17 protein-coding genes are annotated in these 16056 nt (G+C 61.7%); 13 read left to right on the forward strand and 4 right to left on the reverse strand.

Going from position 1 to position 16056, the window contains the following annotated elements:
* Positions 1–32: 32 nt before the first annotated feature.
* Positions 33–644 (reverse strand): FMN-dependent NADH-azoreductase, encoded by a 612-nt coding sequence (locus tag D8767_RS15860; RefSeq protein ID WP_016714135.1) that lies wholly within the window; start codon positions 642–644, stop codon positions 33–35.
* Between the two features lie 133 nt (positions 645–777).
* On the opposite strand from D8767_RS15860, the gene D8767_RS15865 reads away from it, so the two are divergent.
* Positions 778–1680, forward strand: coding sequence for a LysR substrate-binding domain-containing protein (locus D8767_RS15865; protein ID WP_016714136.1), 903 nt, complete (start codon positions 778–780; stop codon positions 1678–1680).
* Positions 1673–2032 (forward strand): MmcQ/YjbR family DNA-binding protein, encoded by a 360-nt coding sequence (locus D8767_RS15870; RefSeq protein WP_016714137.1) that lies wholly within the window; start codon positions 1673–1675, stop codon positions 2030–2032. Before D8767_RS15865 ends, D8767_RS15870 begins: the two co-directional genes overlap by 8 nt.
* 62 nt (positions 2033–2094) lie before the next feature.
* Here D8767_RS15870 and D8767_RS15875 read toward each other — a convergent pair whose 3' ends face one another.
* Both D8767_RS15875 and D8767_RS15880 read right to left on the reverse strand, forming a co-directional pair.
* Positions 2095–2508 carry a DUF1294 domain-containing protein gene (locus D8767_RS15875; protein WP_016714138.1) on the reverse strand — a complete coding sequence of 138 codons (414 nt, stop codon included), beginning with the start codon at positions 2506–2508 and terminating at the stop codon, positions 2095–2097.
* Entirely contained in the window at positions 2501–3331 is an 831-nt protein-coding gene (locus D8767_RS15880; RefSeq protein WP_016714139.1) for an undecaprenyl-diphosphate phosphatase, read from the reverse strand. Before D8767_RS15880 ends, D8767_RS15875 begins: the two co-directional genes overlap by 8 nt.
* Positions 3332–3631: 300 nt before the next feature.
* Here D8767_RS15880 and mcpP point away from each other — a divergent pair, with 300 nt between their 5' ends.
* From mcpP to D8767_RS15935, 11 genes are all read left to right on the forward strand, one after another.
* Positions 3632–5266: a methyl-accepting chemotaxis protein McpP gene (mcpP, locus tag D8767_RS15885; protein WP_016714140.1), complete on the forward strand. Its 1635-nt coding sequence runs from the start codon at positions 3632–3634 to the stop codon at positions 5264–5266.
* Positions 5267–5359: 93 nt separating this feature from the next.
* Complete coding sequence (gene pnuC, locus D8767_RS15890) at positions 5360–5926, forward strand: nicotinamide riboside transporter PnuC (protein ID WP_016714141.1); 567 nt, start codon at positions 5360–5362, stop codon at positions 5924–5926.
* The gene (locus tag D8767_RS15895) at positions 5923–6492 is read left to right on the forward strand and encodes an AAA family ATPase (protein WP_016714142.1); all 570 of its coding nucleotides are present in this window, start codon (positions 5923–5925) and stop codon (positions 6490–6492) included. The genes pnuC and D8767_RS15895 overlap by 4 nt, the downstream gene beginning before the upstream one ends.
* Positions 6493–6789: 297 nt before the next feature.
* On the forward strand, positions 6790–7230 hold the full coding sequence (locus tag D8767_RS15900) for a hypothetical protein (RefSeq protein WP_016714143.1): 441 nt from the start codon (positions 6790–6792) through the stop codon (positions 7228–7230).
* Position 7231: 1 nt separating this feature from the next.
* The gene (locus tag D8767_RS15905; protein ID WP_016714144.1) at positions 7232–7810 is read left to right on the forward strand and encodes a hypothetical protein; all 579 of its coding nucleotides are present in this window, start codon (positions 7232–7234) and stop codon (positions 7808–7810) included.
* A gap of 51 nt (positions 7811–7861) precedes the next feature.
* Positions 7862–9313, forward strand: a complete 1452-nt coding sequence (locus D8767_RS15910) for a hypothetical protein (protein WP_016714145.1) — start codon at positions 7862–7864, stop codon at positions 9311–9313.
* Between the two features lie 63 nt (positions 9314–9376).
* Positions 9377–10057, forward strand: a complete 681-nt coding sequence (locus tag D8767_RS15915; protein ID WP_016714146.1) for a C39 family peptidase — start codon at positions 9377–9379, stop codon at positions 10055–10057.
* A 45-nt stretch (positions 10058–10102) separates the two neighbouring features.
* Entirely contained in the window at positions 10103–10855 is a 753-nt protein-coding gene (locus tag D8767_RS15920) for a hypothetical protein (protein ID WP_016714147.1), read from the forward strand.
* Positions 10856–10901: 46 nt separating this feature from the next.
* Positions 10902–12182, forward strand: a complete 1281-nt coding sequence (locus D8767_RS15925; RefSeq protein WP_016714148.1) for a hypothetical protein — start codon at positions 10902–10904, stop codon at positions 12180–12182.
* Positions 12183–12318: 136 nt separating this feature from the next.
* Entirely contained in the window at positions 12319–14520 is a 2202-nt protein-coding gene (locus tag D8767_RS15930; protein WP_016714149.1) for an LTA synthase family protein, read from the forward strand.
* Positions 14521–14614: 94 nt separating this feature from the next.
* Entirely contained in the window at positions 14615–15343 is a 729-nt protein-coding gene (locus tag D8767_RS15935) for a thioredoxin family protein (RefSeq protein WP_016714150.1), read from the forward strand.
* Positions 15344–15430: 87 nt separating this feature from the next.
* Here D8767_RS15935 and ureG read toward each other — a convergent pair whose 3' ends face one another.
* Positions 15431–16054: an urease accessory protein UreG gene (gene ureG / locus D8767_RS15940; protein WP_010953755.1), complete on the reverse strand. Its 624-nt coding sequence runs from the start codon at positions 16052–16054 to the stop codon at positions 15431–15433.
* Positions 16055–16056 lie beyond the last annotated feature (2 nt).

The raw sequence follows: 16056 nt of genomic DNA on the forward strand, positions 1-16056 counted from the left end.
CAATGGGGCCGTGACGGGCCCCATACTTGCCATCAGGCAGCAGCAAACAGCTCGTTGGCAATCTGAGCCTGGGCAGCGTCAATCGCCTGGCTACGGTGTTCCGGGCCATAGGCCAGGCCATGGGCGCGGACGATTTCCAGGTCGGTGACACCGATGAAGCCCAGGAACACTTTCAGGAAGTCCTCATGCCCCGCGCCCGTCGGCTGGCCAGCGTGCAGGCCACCGGCGGTAGAAACCAGCACCACCTTCTTGTCGCCACATAGGCCTTCCGGGCCAGCTTCGGTGTAGCGGAACGTTTTGCCGGCAACTGCCACGCGGTCGATCCAGGCCTTGAGTTGGGTCGGTACTGTGAAGTTGTACATCGGCGCGCCAATGACTACAGCATCAGCAGCCAGGAATTCGTCCAGGGTTTCAGCACTGAGCTTGGCTTCAAAAGCCTGGGCAGCATCGCGCATGTCTTCAGGGGTACCGGCAGCTACCAAGGTGGCGGCGGAAAAGTGGGCGATGGCGTCAGCGGCCAGGTCACGGTAAACCACTTCCACGCTTGGGTCGGCTGCTTTCCAGGCCTCGACCACTTCGCGGCTTAGCTGGCGGGAGGCGGAATTGTCGCCCAGGATGCTCGAATCGATGTGCAACAGTTTCATGGGACTCTCCTGTGATTGAAGACCGCGCCAGTGGGCGATCACGATGGGGAGAATCCTAGCGGGGTGCGTAATGGCTGATAAGGAGGCAAAAATGCGTTAGTTTGTCCCACAGGTGGAACAGTGAGACAGGCCCATGCAAGACCTTAACGACCTCTTTTACTTCGCGCGCGTCGTCGAAGCCGGTGGATTCGCCGCAGCCGGGCGCCAGCTGGGTATCCCCAAGTCGCGCCTGTCGCGGCGTATCGCCGAGCTGGAAGAACGCCTTGGCACGCGCTTGCTGCAACGCACCACGCGGCAGCTCAAGCTCACCGCAGTAGGTGAACGCTACCTGCATCATTGCCAGGCCATGCTGCTGGAAGCCGAAGCTGCCGATGAGGCCGTAGCCAGCATGAGCAGTGAACCGCGCGGGCGCTTGCGGGTGTCATGCCCGGTGGCGCTGGCACACGCGTTCCTGCCAGATGTGATCAGCCGTTTTCTTGAGCAGTACCCGCTGGTGCAACTGGACATGGTGCTGCTCAACCGCCGGGTCGACCTGATTTCCGAAGGCATCGACGTAGCGCTGCGCGTGCGTGACCTGGGCGATGAAGACCCGGCGCTGGTCACCCGCCGCCTTCGCCAGGCGCAAATGCAGCTGGTGGCTGCCCCCGGGTTTGCCGATCACATTCGCGAACCTGCAGAGTTGGCGTCGTTGCCCGTGCTGGGGGCCGCCGAAGCCGACCGCTTGGTACACTTGCGCCTGCTCGGTCCACAGGGCAAGCAGCAGGAAATTGCTTTGGAGCCGCGCCTGGCCATTGATGATTTCGTAGTACGTAATGCTGCTGTACGGGCCGGACTAGGGTTCACTGCGCTGCCCAGCATGTTCTGCGAAGAAGAACTGGAACGCGGCGAGCTGGTGCGCCTGCTGCCCGAGTGGTCATTGCCGGGCGGGTATCTGCAGGCCGTGTATCCGCACCGGCGTGGTTTGCTGCCCGCTGTGCGGGTGTGGATCGATCACCTGGCAGCGTCATTCGAAGCTTGTGGAGAGCGGTATGTCTGAAAGGAAGATGAGCGAAGCCCAAGTGGCGGCGTTTTGCCTGAGCCTGCCGGGTGCGCGAGAAGACTACAAATGGGGTGGCATTCGGGTGTTTTCAGTAGCGGGCAACAAGATGTTCGCCGTGCTCGACCTGGCCGGTGCGGGTTTGTCGTTCAAGGTGGCCGATGAACTGTTTCTCGGCTATTGCGACCGCCCAGGGGTACGACCAGCGCCCTATCTGGCGCGGGCAAAATGGATCAGCATGGCGCTGCCCTACCCCATGGGGCGTGATGAGCTGTGTGATGTGTTGCAGCGCTCGCACCAACTGGTGGTGCGCCGGCTGCCGAAGCGCTTGCAGGTGGGGTTGGTGATATAGATAGACAGCCTGTACCGGCCCCTTCGCAGGCAAGCCCGCGAAGGGGCCGGTACAGGCTGCGCTCAAGTAAAGGGCAGATAACGCCCCTCAAAAAACAGCCAGTCCGCCCAGAACACTTGGTGCACCAGCACAATCCCCCAGCACACCAGCTGGTATGAAACCTTGCGGGTCTTGTGCCGGAACACCTGCTGCGCCACCAGCGCCCCCGGCCAGCCACCCAACAGCTCACTGGCATGCAGCACTTTCTCGGGCGTACGCCAGGCCTGGGTACGCGCCTGTTGCTTATCCTGCCAATACAGCAACAGGCTGATCAGGCTCATGGCCGGGTACAGCGCCAACGGCCACCAGGCCTGGTCGTTCCAGGCCATGCGCGCAGCGCCCAACCCGGGCAACAGGCACAATACCCCCAACAGCAGCAGTTTCAGGCGCACATTGCGTACGCCCTCCGCCCGTTGCCCGCGCAACACCTCAGCCATGAGCTGTCGACCAGTCAACCCAGCCGAACTGCCAGGTCGCCAGAATCAGCACGCCGAACACAATGCGATACCAGGCAAACGCCGCGTAGCTGTGGTTGGCAATGAACTTGAGCAACGCACGCACGGCGATCATGGCGAAGATGAACGACGTCACGAAGCCAATCGCAAACACCGGCAAGTCACTGGGCTGGAACAGGTCACGGTACTTGTAACCCGAATACACCGCCGCACCGACCATGGTCGGCATCGCCAGAAAGAACGAAAATTCGGTCGCGGCCTTGCGCGACAAGCCGAACAGCAGGCCGCCAATGATGGTCGAGCCCGAGCGGGAAGTGCCCGGAATCATTGCCAGGCACTGGATGAAGCCGATCTTCAGCGCATGGGTCCAGCGCATGTCGTCCACATGGTCCACCTGCACGCGGTGCTCGCGGCGCTCGGCCCAGAGCATGATGACGCCACCCACCACCAATGCCGCCGCCACGGTGATCGGGTTGAACAGGTACTCGTGAATCAGGTCGGCGAACAGCACGCCCAGTACGACCGCCGGCATGAACGCCAACAGCAGGTTGCCGGTGAAACGCCGCGCCTTGGGCTGGCTGGCCAGGCCAAACACCACTTCGAAAATTTTGCCACGAAACTCCCACACCACCGCCAGGATCGCTGCCAGCTGAATGATGATGTTGAATGCCATGGCACGCTCACCGCCAAAACCTATCAGGTCGGCGACGATGATCTGGTGCCCGGTACTGGAGATCGGCAGAAACTCTGTCAGCCCTTCGACCACGCCTAAGATGATTGCCTGAAAGGCAGTCCAAAAATCCATCATTCCCCCGGATGGAGCGCCGCTTGCTGCGGGCCCCTTGTTCTTGATTTGCTTGAATTTGCCGCACGCGGCCCGGCTGTTTTACAGCGACTGTTGGGCGCAACGCCAGTAGAAAAGTTCACGCTCGCTAAAGGTTTCATCTTGCGCGGCCGAAATCCTAGCAGAGCGCCTTTGCAATCGCTTTACGCGACCTGCTGCAGACTATTTCAAAGATAGCACTTAGCCATTAGTCGAGTGGGGGCCTGTCGCAAAGCATGCTTGGATGCACCTCAATAAAAAGAACAATGCGGGAGCTCCTGGATGAACACGTTAAGATCGATGTCGATCAGCCGGCGCCTGTGGCTGATCCTTGTGGTGGCGGTGGCCATGCTGGTGGTGCTGGGGCTGCTTATGCTGCGCCAGATCCACGGTGACCTTTACCAGGCCAAAGCGGAAAAAACCCGCCATGTGGTGCAGACCGCCGCTGGCGTGCTGGCCTATTACCAAGGGCTGGAGGCGGCCGGCACGCTCAGCCGCGAAGCCGCCCAGCAACAGGCACTGCAGGTGGTACGTGCGTTGCGCTACGACCACGATGACTACTTCTGGATCAACGACCTGGGGCCAAAGATGATCATGCATCCGGCCAACCCCAAGCTCGATGGCCAGGACCTTTCTGCCATTCGCGACCCCAACGGCTTTGCCGTATTCAACGAAATGGTCGCCTTGGCCCGCCAGCAGGGTGCAGGGCCGGTCAACTACCGCTGGCCCAAACCCGGTGCCAGCGAGCCGGTGGCCAAGACTTCCTATATACAGCTGTTCAAACCCTGGGGCTGGATCATCGGTTCGGGCGTGTACGTCGATGACGTGCAGGCCGAATTCGCCCGCCAGTTGCGCGATGCCTCGCTGGTGGGTGTGGGTATTGCCTTGCTGATGGCACTGGTAGTCCTGCTGATTGCGCGCAGCATTGCCCGCCCCTTGCAGGAGGCTGTGCAGGCCATGGGCAATATCGCCAGCGGCGAAAGCGACCTGACTCGGCGCCTGGACACCCACGGCCGTGACGAAATCACCCACCTGGGCGAGCACTTCAACCGTTTCAACGGCAAGCTGCAGGGTGTGGTCGGCCAGCTGCAAGGGGCGGCCCACGCGCTGGCCCAGTCCGCCGGGCACGTCGGCGACAATGCAGGCGCCGCACAGCAGCACAGCGCCCAACAATCGCTACAGATGGACCAGGTAGCCACCGCCGTGAACGAGGTGACCTATGCCGTGCAGGACGTGGCCAAGACTGCCGAACAGGCCGCCGGGGAAATGCGCACCGCACAGCAGCAGGTAACCCATGGCCAGCAAGCGATTCATAGCAGCCTGGCGCAGATCGACCGGTTGTCGCTGACCATCGACCAGGCCGTGCAGGTGATTCGCGATCTGGCCGGCCACAGCACGCGCATCGGCGGTGTGCTCGATGTCATCCGCTCCATCGCCGAGCAGACCAACCTGCTGGCGTTGAATGCTGCCATCGAAGCGGCACGGGCCGGGGAACAAGGCCGTGGCTTTGCCGTGGTCGCCGACGAAGTTCGCCTGCTCGCGCAGCGCACCGCACAATCGACGGCCGAGATCCACACCATGATCGAACACCTGCAAAGCCAGTCGGACGCAGCGGTCAAAGCCATCGACACCAGCAGCGAAGCCTCGCGCCAAACCGTCGAGCAGGCCCGAGAAGCCGGTGCGAGCCTGGACGCTATCAACCAGGCACTGACCAACCTGACCGCGCTGAATGCCTCCATTGCCAGCGCCACCTTGCAGCAGTCGCATGTGGTCGAGGAGATCAACCGCAATGTGCTGGATACCGCCGGGCTGTCCCAGCAGACGGCCGATGCGGCGCGCCAGTCCAGCGATGCCGGGGTGGCATTGGGGCAGTTGAGCGAAGAGTTAGAGCAATTACTGCGGCAGTTCCGAGTATAACTGCCAAAATGCCGGGGGCGCTTTGCGCCCTACACCTTCCCTGGCCGACCCGCTACAATCGCGGCCCTCTCCCGCAGTCTCCAAGGATCGCCGATGTCCGGCCTTGAACTCATCGCCGCCGTCCTCGGCGTCACCGCTGTCTGGCTCACGGTCAAACAAAACACCTGGTGCTGGCCAATCGGCCTGGTCATGGTGCTGATCTATGGCTGGCTGTTCTACGAGGTAAAGCTGTACTCGGGCATGCTGCTGCAACTGGCCTACGCCATCCTGCAACTGTACGGCTGGTGGCAATGGAAACGCCCCGGCCGCACCGAGGACGCCCGCCAGGTATCGCGCCTGCAAGGCCCAGCGTTATTTGCCGGCCTGGCTGCCGGGGTACTCCTGAGCGCAGCCTTGGGCACGGCCATGGCCAACTGGACCGATGCCGTCCTGCCCTGGCTCGACGCCACCCTGACCGGTTTCAGTCTGGTGGCGCAACTGTGGATGGCCCAGAAGCGCCTGCAATGCTGGCCGCTGTGGGTGGCCGTAGACATCGTCTATGTAGGCCTGTACCTGCACCAGCAGCTGTACTTCACGGCAGGCTTCTTTGCCGTGCTCACCCTGATTGCCGTGCGCGGTTGGCTGGAATGGCGCCGCGACCCGGCGTTGGCGCAACCATGAGCACACAACACGCCATGAAGGTCCTGGTGCTGTGCGGCCCCGAATCCAGCGGCAAGAGCTGGCTCAGCGGTGTGATCCAGGCGCATTTCGGCGGCGTGGTGGTGGCCGAGTACGTGCGCCACTTCATCGACCAGGAGTGCCGCGATACCTGCTATGCCGATATCCCTGCCATCGCACACGGCCAGTTGGCCTGGGAAGACCGGGCGCGCGAACAGGCGCCACCGCTGCTGATCCTCGACACCCACCTGCTCAGCAACATGCTCTGGAGCCGCGCCTTGTTCAATGACTGCCCGGCCTGGCTGGAACAAGCCTTGCTTGAACGGCACTACGACCTGCACCTGCTGCTGAGCCCACAGGGGGTGGACTGGGTTGCCGATGGCCAGCGCAGCCAACCCGACATCAACGACCGCCAGCGTTTTTTCGACGACAGCCTGGCCTGGCTCAAACAGCACAATCAGGCGCACCAGATACTTGAGGGCAATTGGCCACAGCGTCAGTTGCTGGCCTTGCAAGCCGTTGCTACGCTTCTTGATAGCGATGCGCCATCCTGCCCGACCGAGTGTTAACCCACTGACACACTCTAGTGGGGCAAAGCCCCCGGAATTGCGGGCCTTCCCCCCGTTTCGGGGGCAGTGTCAACCCCATGAAACAACCCTGCAAAAACCCTTCCAATCAAGGCCACAGCTGGCTTGGCCAGCAACGCTCACGGCTGGCTGTTTCACCGCTGAGACAGAATGCGCCGCAGTTTGTCAGCCTCTTGCCCTAACTGTCTGATCTAAAAACGATTCTCAAAAGCGGCACACCATCTGCTCTGTCCTTTGCATCGCTGAACAAGGCCAGCGCTCAAAGAAGGAGTTGCCGTCGTGAGGAAGAGTGACAAACGCCTCTATCACCTGTTGTTGGCGGGTTGTGTACTGGGGGCATTGAGCCTCACGGCCCACGCAGACAAAGGAATCATCATCATCAAGCGCGACGTGCAGGTGCGCAACGCGACGATCCCGCCCTTGATCCCTGACCCGAGCCCGACCACTGTCAACGCCAACCCTTCTGCCCACGTGCTCAAGCAAACCAACGAACTGAGCGATGGCGATTTCGCCAGCATCAGCAGTGGCGCCGGCATCAGCAACATGATTACCCAGCAGACCAACAACTTGGGGGGCAACCTCGGCAACCAGAACCAATTGCCCAACCTGTCAGGCGGCCGTGGCACGGGGGGCGCGGGTAACGGCATCTCCAACATGGTCAACTCAAGTGTGCAACGCGGCCTCGCGCCGTTGCAGATCCTGACCGGCGGGGGCAAGTGACATGAAGCACATGTTGCTGATTCTGGCCACCCTGTGCAGTACGCCAGGCTTCGCCGATTCCCTGGTTCCCGTCATCAACAATGCCAACATCGACAGCTCGGGCAGTCGCTATCAGGGCAACCTCTCCGTCAACCAGGCCGCCGGCGACAAACAGCAACAGGCCAATGCGCGGGCCATCGCTGTCGGGCCTGAAGCGAATGCCAGCACGCAGATCCGGCAACGGCTGAACACACCGGCCGACCCGACGATGGATGCCCGCTCGACCATTCAAGGCAACGCGTTCAGCAACGGCAGTGGTGCGCTGGGCGTCAACCAGAGTGCCGGCGCCAATACCCAGCAAGCCAATGCCCTGAGCATAACCCTCAGTGCTCAACCGCAAAGCATCGACGACAGCGTCCTCATGCAACAGAACGTGGCGCTGCTCAACAACTCCGGTCCAACTGACACTCCAACAGGCCATCGCCAGGTCACCACCAGTGACCAGGCCTTCACCGGTAGCCGCGGGGTGATCCAGTTGAACCAGAGTGCCGGGGTGGGAAACCGAATGGCCAACACCTTGAGCATCCGGGTCGCGGATTGACCCTTTCAGTTAAGAACGACACTTAACCAACATAGAGTACGGAGAATCACCATGAAACCCTCGATGGCAATCAAGCCTCTGGTGTTCGCAATTGCTGCGGTCATGGCTGTTGCTGTACAAGCTGGGCAGAACGATCGGCGCAATGACCACCACAACGGCCACCATAACAATGGTCATCACACGCCTCCTCCAACCAAAATCCCTGTGTATGCAACGGCCAATGCCTGGGATACCCAAACCAGCACCGATAACCGTATCAGCAATCAAGGCACCATCAACGAAGCCGAGATGAACCAGTCGGGCGAAGGCTCCAGTGGCAACGTCGGTATCAACGTGGCGGCCGGTAACGGCAACCAGCAGGATAACGCCGCAGCCATTGCCAACGCCGGCTCCGAGTCGAGCCTGGACAACAGCTTCGTGTTCGGCATGGCCAGTGCTACTGCCGATGTCGTGCAAACCAGCGACAACAACCGGGTCGACAACTATTCGACCCAGTCGTCTGCTGTGATGAGCGGCTCGGCCAGCGGGGCTGAGGGCAACATCGGCATCAACATCGCCGGTGGCGACCTCAACCAACAGAAAAACACCATGGCCATCGCCAACACCGGTGCGCCTCTGGGTAACGCCACTGCCACGGCTTCTGCCGAACAGGACGGGCCAGGCCTGGTCGTGAACAACAGCGCGGACCGCACCTACCGCGTCGACACGATCACCATCACCACCTCGGCCAGCGGTTCGAGCTCGCGTGATGGTACGTTCAACTCGACCGACGACCGCAGCTCCTCGTCGAGCTTCAGCGTGGCCGGCTCGCAAAGCGCCAGCTCCAGCGGCTCTAGCGGCTGGAACTCCAGCGGCTCGAAATCCAGCAACGCCAGTGGCTCCAGCAGCATGTCGGCAAGCGGTTCCAACGGCTGGAATGCCAGTGGCTCTGCCAGTGGCAGCAACAGCTCGTCGAGCAGCGCCAGCCTGAACGCTTCGCTGGATGCCGCAGCCAATGCTACGCGCACCTTCACCACCGATGATGGCCGCCGCGAACGCACCCGCTCCAGCACCTTCGATGGCTCGCTCAGTGCATCGTTGGACGTATCGGTCGACAAGTCGCACGAAAGTGCATACGACTCGTCGTTCGAGAAAGCCTTCGACTCCAGCTACGACAAGACGCGCCAATCGTCTTACGACAAGTCCAAAGACTCTTCGTACACCAAGTCTCACGACTCTTCGTACGAGAATGCTTCGGCCTCGGCGTTTGAAAAGTCTGGCGAGAAATCGAAACAATCCTCGAACGACGTTTCGAAGAGCTACAGCGAAAGCAGCGCTTACGACTTGAGCAATACTGTGTCCTTCCAAGTGCTGACCCCGACCGGCTGGGCCAACCCTGTTACCAATACTGCAACCCTTAGCGGTTCGGTCAACGGTGGCAGCGGCAACCTGGGCGTGAACGTGGCAGCCGGTGTGGGCAACCAGCAGAGCAACTCGCTGGCCATTTCCAACACCTCGTTCTAAACGCTGCGCTTGAGGCCCCCTTCGGGGGGCCTTTCTTCAACACCCACCGGAAGGCATCCGATCATGCGCATTATTGCCTTGGCGTTTTTGCTGTGCCTAGCCAGCGTGAGCGAAGCCGCACAAATGCCGCTGTCCGTCCTGCCGGGCGGCGCCGTGGTGTTCAAACCCATCCAGAGCGTGCGTGAACGCAAGTTCGCCGACCTGGTGCAACAAAAAACCGACTTCAGTTGCGGCGCCGCCGCGCTGGCGACCATCCTGCGCCAGGCCTACTGGCTGGATGTGGACGAACATCAGATCATCGAAGGCATGCTGGCCCACGCCGACCAGAACCTGGTGCGCACGCAAGGCTTCTCGATGCTCGACATGAAACGCTACGTCGAAAGCCTGGGGATGCGTGCCCGCGGCTACCGGGTAGCACCCGACACCCTGCACAGTGTGCGCATCCCGGTCGTGGTGCTGATGGACGTGCGCGGCTACAAGCACTTCGTGGTCATGCAAAAGGTCGACAAAGGCTGGGTGTACATCGGTGACCCGGTGCTAGGCCACAAGCGCTACAAGATCGATGATTTCCTCAAGGGCTGGAACGGCATCATCTTCGCTGTGATCGGCCAAGGGTACGACAAGAACAATGTCCTGCTCGACCCGCCCCTGCCACTGACTGCCAAGGGCCGGGTGAACAACTTCACCCCAGTGAAGGACACCGAGCTGCTGGACTTCGGCTTCATCAAAAGCGACTTCTTCTAACGACTGTTCTAATGACAAGGAGCATGAGGCTCCAGGGAGCATTTCATGAAGACTTCATTGTGGCTGGCCATGGCCTGCCTGGCCGCCAGCCTGCCAAGCCACGCCGAGGCGCTGAAACCCATCGAACTCAAGGACCAGGAGCTGGCCAACCTGCGTGGCCGCTATGTGATGCCGGGGCGCATCGTGAGTTTCGGGATTGTCATGTCCAGCACCTGGCAAAATGCCAAAGGGGACGTGATCGGGGCGACATCCACGCTGCAAGTTCAGCAGTCGACCATCAAGCCCCAGTTCTATGTCTCGATGATCGACGAAAAAGGCACCGGTGCCACGTCGAGCGGTGCCGCTTCTGCGGGCACGGGCGTGGTCACAGGTGGAAACGGCCTGACCACCACCGAGGGTGTCACCCAGGTAGTGCGTGCAGCCGGTGACAACAATACGGCCTACAACAACGTTGATATCAACGTCACCAAAGCCAACCAGGCCCCCGCCGTGCAGCAGCAAGGCCAGGTACTGGCCGCTGGCCAGACCCTGGTCGGTGAAAACGGCGCCGGCTCGCTCAGCGTGTCCTCGACCGGCGTGGGCGTGCAGCTCAATATCAATGCCAGCAATAACCAGGGCAGCAGCGTGCAGCGCCTGGCCCAGGGCGGCCTGATGCAGAATTCGACGCTGCTCGGCAATGGCAACCTGGTCAACAACGTCACTTCCCTGAATGTGGTCATGCGTGAAAGCGTGCCAACGGCCGCCTCGCTGAACGGTAGCCTCGACCAGCTCAAAGGTCTTCGCACCTTCGGATACTGATCTACGCTCAGTCTCATCAAAAGTAGTCGGAAGGGACGGCAAATCCATGCACCGATCTTTAACGCTCAACGCTTTTGTGTGTTTGACTACCCTGGCCCCGGCCACAATGCTCTACGCAGCTGCCGACCCACAGGTCGAGGCCCTCAAGCAGGAACTGATCGAGCTTAAACGCCGTTACGAAGCCCAGCAGCAAGCGCTGATGGTGCTGGAACAGCGCGTGCGACAGGTCGAGGAAGCCCCGGCGGCAGCGCAACCCAAACGCCTGGTTAAATCCCCCGCTGAAGGGGTCAAGGGGGCACAGACTGTCGCATCCGGCGCGCCGGGCACCACCGGCAGCTCCTACGGCCAGGCACTCACCGCCGACTCGGAGCCGGCACAAAGTGTGTCCAACCTGTATGACGAAGCCAGCGGCTTCTTCGGTGGCGGCAAGTTCAGCTTCGAAACCGGCCTGACCTACACCCATTACGATACCCGTGCGCTCACGCTCAACGGTTTCCTGGCGCTGGACTCGATTTTCCTCGGCAGTATCAACCTGGACCGCATCAAGGCCGACAACTGGACCCTGGACATGACCGCGCGCTACAACCTGGCGCAGCGTTGGCAGTTCGATATCAACGTGCCCGTTGTGTACCGCGAGTCTACCTACTCATCCGGCGGCGCGGGTGGCGCCGGGGCCAGCACCTCCGACGCCAGCGTGACCCGTGACCCGGAAATCGGCGACATCAACGTTGGCGTAGCGTACAAGTTCATCGACGAGGACGAGACCTGGCCTGACGCTGTAGCCACGCTGCGTATCAAGGCACCGACCGGCAAAGACCCCTATGGCATCAAGCTCCGCGAGGTCGACGGCAACAGTAACCTGGCAGTACCGGAAAGCCTGCCGACCGGTAACGGTGTGTGGTCGATCACACCGGGCATCTCGCTGGTCAAGACCTTCGACCCGGCCGTGCTGTTTGGCAGCCTGTCCTACACCTACAACATGCAAGACTCGTTCAGCGACATAAGCCCACAGGTCAACAGCAAGGTGCCGGGAGACGTGAAGCTCGGCGACTCCTGGCAAATTGGTGGTGGCATTGCCTTCGCCTTGAACGAAAAAATGAGTATGTCGTTCTCGGTGTCCGACCAGTTCGCCCGCAAGAGCAAGATCAAACCGGATGGTGGTGACTGGCAATCGATCTCCAACAGTGACTACAACGCCGCCAACTTCAACATCGGCATGACCTTCGCCGCCACCAACAACCTGACCATTGTCCCCAACCTGTCCATTGGTCTGACCGATGATGCGCCAGACTTCTCCTTCAGCCTGAAATTCCCCTACTACTTCTGATACTTGCCTTCAGCCAGGCCCGTGCAAGCGGGCATGGCTTTTGGTTACCAGCCTTGTAGCCAACCGCTTTCCACTTCCCGGCCTGTTATCATCAAGCACAGATGCATGACGATTTAATGGCAAAAGGGAAGTTTTTGTGAAGAACCTGTCCGACCACCCACGTACCCGGCTTGCCGCCTTGGCAGCCCTGGTGCTGGTGATCCCACTGGGTACGCGCGCCATGCTGGGTTGGTCCAACCCGCTCGGTTACCTGTCCGACCTCGCCCTCGGCAGCCTGCTGGTCTTGCTGCTGCACCGCCGGCCATGGTGGCTGGTCCTGCCCGTTCTGCTGGCCTGGGCTGCCCTGTGGGTGGCCTCGGCCGAACTCGTGAGCGCGGTGGGCCGATTGCCCACCAGCGCTGACCTGACGTACCTCGTCGACCCGCAATTCATGGAGAACTCTACCGGCGGCGGCCTGGCCCATGCCTGGCTGCCCTGGGTAATGGGCGCAGGCCTGCTGGCCTGGCTGGCCTGCGCGTGGCGCAGCCGCACCCGGCGCAGCCAGCCGCTGCCGCGCAAGGCCTGGGCCGTTCCCGCGCTGCTGTTCGCTACCCACTGGGGCAGCCAGCAGCTGGTACCCAGCGACGCCGATCAATGGCGGCAATACAACCTCACCCACCAATTGATGTCTGCCGGAGTCGGCACCCTGGAGCGCAAGGTCGAGGGCTGGATGGGCCGCACGCAAACGTTCACGCCGCTGGCCAGCAGCGGCCTGACGCAATCCGACCTGCATGGCCAGCGCCTGCTGGCCGGGCCAGGCAGTGCTCGCAACCTGCTGGTCATCACGGTGGAAGGTATCCCCGGGGCCTACCTGCGGCCCAATCGCCAGGCCCTGCACAGCCGCTTCGACGAAGACCTGATGCCCAAGGTCAGCCAGTGGGCCGAGCGCGGCATGAACACCCCGGACTACGTGCTGCACACCCACCAGACCATCCGCGGCCTGTACGCGATGCTGTGTGGTGACTACGACAAACTGGCCAATGGCACGCCCAAGGGCGTCGAGCTGCTAACCCAGAACGAACGCAACCAGGCCTGCCTGCCGGCGCAACTGCGCCAGGCCGGCTTTACCACCCACTACCTGCAAGGTGCCGGCCTGCGCTTCATGGCCAAGGACCGCATCATGCCGCACATCGGCTTCGATTCGGTGCACGGCCTGGAGTGGTTCCGCAACGAGAACTACCTGGACTTCCCTTGGGGCAAGGATGACCGGGCCTTCTTCGAAGGCGCCCTGGACTACGTCGGCCAGCTGCAAAAGCAGGACAAACCCTGGATGCTGACCCTGCTCACCGTAGGCACGCACCAGCCGTATTCGGCACCCGCCGAGTACCTGGAACGCTATGACACGCCCAAGCAGGCTGCGGTGGCCTACCTGGACGATGCGCTCGGGGCGTTTCTCGATAATCTGGAACGCCAGGGCGTGCTCAAGGACACGTTGGTTGTGGTGACCTCCGACGAGTCCCACGGCATCGACGGTGTGCGCCTGGCCTCGTCCTGGGGCTTCAACCTCACCCTGGCGCCGGAACAGGCGCAACTGCCCCACATCAAGCGCGGCACATACGGCCATATCGACCTGGCCACCTCCGTGCTCGACTACTTTGCACTGCCCATTCCAATAGCGCTTGGTGGTCGCTCGCTGTACCGCGACTACGATACCGGCCGCGAAATGATTTCCTACACCAATGGCATGCTGCGCTATCACAACGGCCAAGGCGTCTTCACCGAATGTGACTTCCAGCAGCGCTGCCGGCGTTACGCCAGCGAGGGCTTCATTGCCGACCAGGCCCGCTATCTGGGCCAGGGCGATAGCCTGCTCGGCCAGCAGATCGGCGCCCTGGCCGGGGTGCTCGACCAGTCCCTGCTGCAAACCCCGCTCAACCTGCGTTACCAGTTCGGCGGCCCTTCGCCGATCAAGCTGCGCAAGCGCATTCACGATGACTGGGCCGATAACCTTATCGGCGCCCAGTACCTTGAAATGCCGGAAGGCTCGCACACTCGCGTGCGGGTGAAGGTGCGCTCGCTGGACCCCAAGCGTGTCGCCTACATTCAGCTCAAGGCTAAGCAACTGGAGCAGGACGTGCCATTGGGCCTGCCTGCCGAGGTGAAGGTCACCGCCGACGAACCGCTGGAGATGGAATTCAGCTTTGACAACCCGACCGAGCGCAAAGCGTTTTCCTTCCATTTGCTGGGGTATGGCGGCGGTAAGGTGGAAGTCAGCGACTTCAGCGTGATCACCGCACTGCCCGGAGAGGATGACGCCGCAGATGAACTGACCGAGGGCCACATTGCCCATTCGGGCTGAGCGGATAACCACTCATCGCCCGGCTACCGGTGCCTGTCGAATCGGCAAACGCGTGCTCGACTAGTGTGTGAACCCCCAGCGTGGAGACAGCACCATGAGCACAAGCGAAAGCAGGCACCCGGTGGTTTCCCGTAGCCAGTGGCTGGCGGCACGCCGGCAACTGTGGCTGCACGAAAAGGCCTTTACCCACCACCGCGACGCGCTGTCCGCAGCCCGTCGCGCCCTGCCCTGGGTCAAGGTCGAGCAAGGCTATCGCTTCCAGGGGCCGGATGGCGAACTGAGCCTGGCTGACCTGTTCGCAGGCCGCAGCCAGCTACTGCTTTACCACTTCATGTTCGCCGAAGGCTGGAGCGAAGGCTGCCCCGGCTGTTCGTTCCTGGCCGACCACTTTGACGGCGCCAACCTGCACCTGGCGCACCACGACGTGTCGCTGGTGGCGGTGTCACGGGCCCCCTATGCCGAATTTCAGGCGTTTCGCCGCCGCATGGGCTGGCAGTTCCCGTGGTACTCGTCACAGGGCAGTGGTTTCAACGAGGACTTCGGCGTCAGTGTGGGCAGCAAGGGAGAACGGCAGTACAACTATGAGCCTTATGACGGCAGTGAAAGCGAGTTGCCTGGCCTGAGTGCGTTCTACCGTGAAGCAGACGGCAGCGTTTACCACACCTACTCGACCTATGCCCGTGGGTTGGACATTCTGGTCAATACCTACAACTTCCTGGACATTGCGCCACTGGGGCGCAACGAAGGCGGGACCATGGACTGGGTACGGCACCATGACCGGTATGAAGGGCAGCCAGATAAACCTCACTGCTGCCACAAATGACCCAACCCAGCACGAAACCCTGTGGGAGCGGGTTTCCCGCTCCCACAATGACCGCGCCACGGCCCAGCCAGCACTCGATCCATCACATCAGCCGCGAACGCCTAGCATCCCGCGCTCGACGATAAAGTCGATCACCGCCTGCAACCCCTCGCCCTTCTTCAGGTTGCTGAACGTCCACGGCCGCTGCGGGCGCATGCGCTGGGTGTCGCGCTCCATCACCTCCAGCGAAGCCCCCACATAGGGCGCCAGATCAGTCTTGTTGATCACCAGGAAGTCCGACTTGGTAATGCCCGGGCCGCCCTTGCGTGGAATTTTCTCGCCCTCAGCCACGTCGATCACATAGATAGTCAGGTCGGCCAGCTCCGGGCTGAACGTGGCGCTGAGGTTGTCACCGCCGCTTTCCACGAAAATGACCTCCAGGTTACCGAACTTGCGTGCTAGAGCCTCAACGGCGGCCAGGTTCATCGAGGCGTCTTCGCGAATGGCCGTGTGCGGGCAACCACCGGTTTCCACGCCCACGATCCGCTCCGGCTCCAGGGCGCCGGCTTCGGTGAGGATGCGCTGGTCTTCCTTGGTGTAGATGTCATTGGTAACCACAGCAATCTGGTAGTGATCGCGCATGGCCTTGCACAGCGCTTCCAGCAGTGCGGTCTTGCCAGAGCCGACCGGGCCGCCGACACCGACGCGCAGGGGTTGTTGATAGCTTTGCATGA

This window comes from Pseudomonas sp. LTGT-11-2Z (assembly GCF_003691445.1).
Lineage (GTDB): Bacteria > Pseudomonadota > Gammaproteobacteria > Pseudomonadales > Pseudomonadaceae > Aquipseudomonas > Aquipseudomonas monteilii.